Source organism: Paracoccus sp. (in: a-proteobacteria), assembly GCF_030538695.1.
In the GTDB taxonomy this organism is placed as follows: Bacteria; Pseudomonadota; Alphaproteobacteria; order Rhodobacterales; family Rhodobacteraceae; genus Paracoccus.
This window is the reverse complement of sequence record NZ_JAUNTN010000053.1, coordinates 1-3,664: the sequence shown is the minus strand read 5'-3', so window position 1 is coordinate 3,664 and position 3,664 is coordinate 1. Positions and strand designations below refer to the sequence as shown.

The 3,664-nt window shown below is 60.6% G+C and carries 3 protein-coding genes and 1 pseudogene; 3 read left to right on the top strand and 1 reads right to left on the bottom strand.

The window, feature by feature from the left end:
- Positions 1 to 200 precede the first annotated feature (200 nt).
- Positions 201 to 1,531 (top strand): annotated as a pseudogene (locus Q4G24_RS16470) (tyrosine-type recombinase/integrase).
- Here Q4G24_RS16470 and Q4G24_RS16465 read toward each other — a convergent pair.
- Positions 1,459 to 1,956: a hypothetical protein gene (locus tag Q4G24_RS16465; RefSeq protein ID WP_303367619.1), complete on the bottom strand. Its 498-nt coding sequence runs from the start codon at positions 1,954 to 1,956 to the stop codon at positions 1,459 to 1,461. The pseudogene Q4G24_RS16470 and the gene Q4G24_RS16465 sit on opposite strands and share 73 nt — an antisense overlap.
- Positions 1,957 to 2,184: 228 nt before the next feature.
- Between Q4G24_RS16465 and Q4G24_RS16460 the strand changes: the two genes are divergently transcribed.
- Positions 2,185 to 2,430, top strand: a complete 246-nt coding sequence (locus Q4G24_RS16460) for an AlpA family transcriptional regulator (protein WP_303367618.1) — start codon at positions 2,185 to 2,187, stop codon at positions 2,428 to 2,430.
- 356 nt (positions 2,431 to 2,786) lie between these two features.
- On the top strand, positions 2,787 to 3,664 hold an 878-nt coding region (locus tag Q4G24_RS16455; RefSeq protein WP_303367617.1), incomplete at its 3' end, for an ATP-binding cassette domain-containing protein.

Genomic DNA, 3,664 nt, shown 5'->3' with positions numbered 1-3,664 from the left:
GGCGGTCAATGTGATGGAGTGGATCGGCGCGCGGGTCGCCATGGTCGATGAGATCAACACCGACGAATAGCCCACCCCCGCGGCCGGATTACCCGGCAACCTACCATTCCTTCCCATTCCGCGCATTCCGGTGCAGATATGAGTTGCACTCTGCCCCACTCTACGCATCCGTCTGGATGCTTTGGAAAGGAGGCAACCTTATGAAACAACGTAAGAAACTCACCGAAAAGGCTGTGCGAAACGCCGAGCCGCGCCAGAAATCATGGCAGATGTTCGACAGTGAGATTTTAGGCCTGTCGGTCTGCATCTACGCCTCCGGCAGCCGGTCCTTCATGTTCGACTATCGCAGCGCCGGGCGCCAGCGGCGCTATACCATTGGCCGCTGGCCGGAATGGAGCGTCACCGCCGCCCGCGAACGGGCGCGCGAGCTGCGCCGCCTGATCGACACCGGCGTTGATCCGATGGCGGATCGTGAGGATGCCCGCGACGCGCCGCGGATCAGCGATCTGATCGACCGCTATCTGAAGGAACACGCCGTGCATCTGGCGCCCCGCAACCGTGCCGATCAGGAAAGCATGATGCGCAAGCTGGTCGCGCCGCATTGGCAAAACAAGCTGGTGACTGGATCGAACCCGCCGATGTGGAGCACCTGCTCAACAAGATCGCCGAGGGTCGCAAGCGCCCCGCCAAACAGAAACCCAAGCGCCGCAAGCCGCTGGCCCCTGCCCGCCCGACGCCGATCCGCGCCAACCGCACCGGCGAGGCGCTGCGCAAGATGTTCAATCTGGCAGTGCAATGGAAAATGCGCGCCGACAACCCCGCCGCCGGTTTCCGCCGACGCACCGAGGTCGAGCGGGACCGTTTTCTCTCGCTGGAGGAAATCGGACGGCTCAGCGATGCGCTGTCCGCTGCCAAGGATCAGCGCGCCGCCACGATCATCCGGCTCTGCATGCTGACCGGCACAAGGGTCGGTGAGGTCCGCACCGCGCGGTTCGAGGAATTTGACCTGCCGCAAGGTGCTTGGGCCAAGCCCGCGATCAAGACCAAGCAGCGCCGGATTCATCGTGTGCCGATCTCGGCCGAGGCGGCAGCGCTGGTGCGGCTGCAGCAGGACAGCGTGCCTGCGGGCTGCGCATGGCTGTTTCCGGGCGACAGCGACAAGGATCGACCAGTGCAGGAAATCCGCCGTTTCTGGCGCGATATCCAAGAAAAGGCGGATCTGCCCGGCGTGCGCATCCATGATCTGCGGCACACCTTCGCCTCATTGCTGGTCAGCGGCGGGGCCTCATTAGAAATGATCGGGAAACTGCTGGGCCACTCGCAGACCCGCACCACGCAGCGCTATGCGCATCTCATGGACTCGCCCTTGCGGGCCGGCGTGGATGCCGTGGCTGGCATGATGCGGGCACGGCCCCGGCTGATCCAGCCCACGCCGTCAGCGGATGGCGCTATGCCTCTTCACGAAGCGCGCGCCAAATCGGCCTGCGTCGCAGGCAGGCCGCGTTCATGGATATGCACGATCATCGCCTGATAGAATTCGTCCCAATCATATTTCAGGTTGGGCGACTGGACCGCCACTCTTTTTGACAAACCATGCGCCTCTTCGAAACGACAGATTTCGGTCGTGGTGATCAAAATATCCGCGCGCGTGATAACTGGTGCCAGCTCGCCCAGCGCCAAATACTGCCAGCCGGTTTCCGTCTGACCGGGCTGCATCGCGCGCCGAACCTGACAAGAATTTGGCCCAGACCCGTCACGCCGGAACATGGGAATAATGTCGGCGGCTGAAATTACGACGATACCGGAAAGTATCTCTGCGCCGAAACGCGTCGGCTGTATGCTGGCGACGATCTCGATCCGGCCGGCGGCGGACCAGTCGACGATGTCGGCGTTGCTACAACCCCATCGCGACGCGACTTCGATCAGACAGAAAAATGTCCGAGGTGGTAACCTCATGGATTATCTCCCGTTCAGTTGAGTGAGCGGGGAGACTTACACGCTTAGCGCGATTCGATGCCCACATTACACACGCTTTACGCGTGGTCAGGGTTCAACATTCTTGTGACCTAAAAATCATCTGCACCGGAATAGTCCTGCTCCAGCCCCTTTCCGGTCCATTCCGCGCATTCCGGTCCGGTTTCGCGCCCTGCTGACGGTATGAAACCACATGCGAAAGGCGGACAGATGACTGACGGTATCCAACCAAATGACGACCAGACCGATATCTTGCGCGACTGGATGAGCCGTGCAGAACTGGCCCAGACGCTCGGGCTTACCAGCGACACGCTGGCCCGCTGGGAAACCCGCCGCATCGGCCCGCCCTGCGTGCGTATCGGCCGCAAAATCATCTACCGCCGCGCCGCTGTCCAAAGCTGGCTGCTGGATCAGGAGACCCGGAAAGCCGGGCCGCGTGGGCGCGGTGGCCGATGATCCGCGCGGTTGGTTTACTGCTGGCTGCGGGCTACGTCGTAGGGCTGGCCTGGTGGTTGATCGCAGTGACAGACTGGGAAGCTGTACTGCACTTCGTAGCGCCAACCGCGTTCGAGACGCGATCAATCGAGGAGCTGGCGACGAGGAAGAATGGAATGTAGGTAAAAGATGTATTTTTGGCCCGAAGCCGCCATTCGGCAAGGCACCGCGCAGCATTCGTCAGACCCGCCGTTCGTGCGGTGCGCGGCGATTCAGATCCATAAATGTCACTGATGCGAGATGTTCGAACCTGCCGTTTGTTGGCGCTTGTCAGATGGCGGCTTTTCAGAATGACTGCAGCCTTCTAGATTAAGCCCATGAAGCATAATCAGGTTCCTCCGCCACATTTCACCGCGTCCTCCGGGCAAGCTGTCATTCGCTACGCTGAGCATGATGGGCGTGCTCTATTTGGTCAAGGAGAAGCATCCTTCGAAACCAAGTGGTCGGGTTCAAGCGGCACGAATATTATTGCCTACAACGATCCAGCGACCACGCGTGGCATTGCCATCGCACATGGCGCCAAAAACCCTACCGACGTCACGCTCCACGGTATCGCCCGGCTAGATTTCACGTCCCGCACGCGCAGACCCGATGAAGGGCAAGTCCTTGTCATCAAGAACACCAACGATCGGTTCCTCGCCGTCCAGGTGATCGACGTGATGGCGACCAGCCACGGCGACCCTGAAGATCGGTTGACGCTCCAGTATCAGGTCGTCCCGACCGAGCGAGAGGCACGTATGAAGCAGGAGGCTATCGAAATTACCAACCGGGTCCAGTTAATCGCGCCGACCATCCATCGGTTTGGTCCAGGCGGGGACCTGCCGCCGATCACCTTGCCCCTCAGCGTGGGCGATCGCGTATTCCTTCTTGGCTCCAACGGGACCGGAAAGTCGTCGCTTATCCAGTCACTCATGAAGTGGCAAAGCTCGGGAACTAGCGTGATCCGTGTCGCCGCGCACCGACAGATGTGGACGGCCAGCGGTGCGATGAAGATGACAGCTGCTACACGCAAAGAACACGAGCAGAACGTGTCTCTCTGGGAGCGACAAGAGAAGGCCCGCTTCTCAGACCAAACGCGCATCGACCGTGTTCAAGCACTCCTTTTCGACCTTGTGAACGAGCAGGTTCGGCTGGACCAATCTGGACCTGCACCGGTTCCGTTCCGGTCTTCTGAGAGCGATACTCTCTTCAGAGG

Coding starts and splice junctions, on each gene's coding strand:
- Q4G24_RS16465 (WP_303367619.1), bottom strand. CDS start 1,956: ATGAGGTTACCACCTCGGACATTTTTCTGTCTGATCGAAGTCGCGTCG.
- Q4G24_RS16460 (WP_303367618.1), top strand. CDS start 2,185: ATGACTGACGGTATCCAACCAAATGACGACCAGACCGATATCTTGCGC.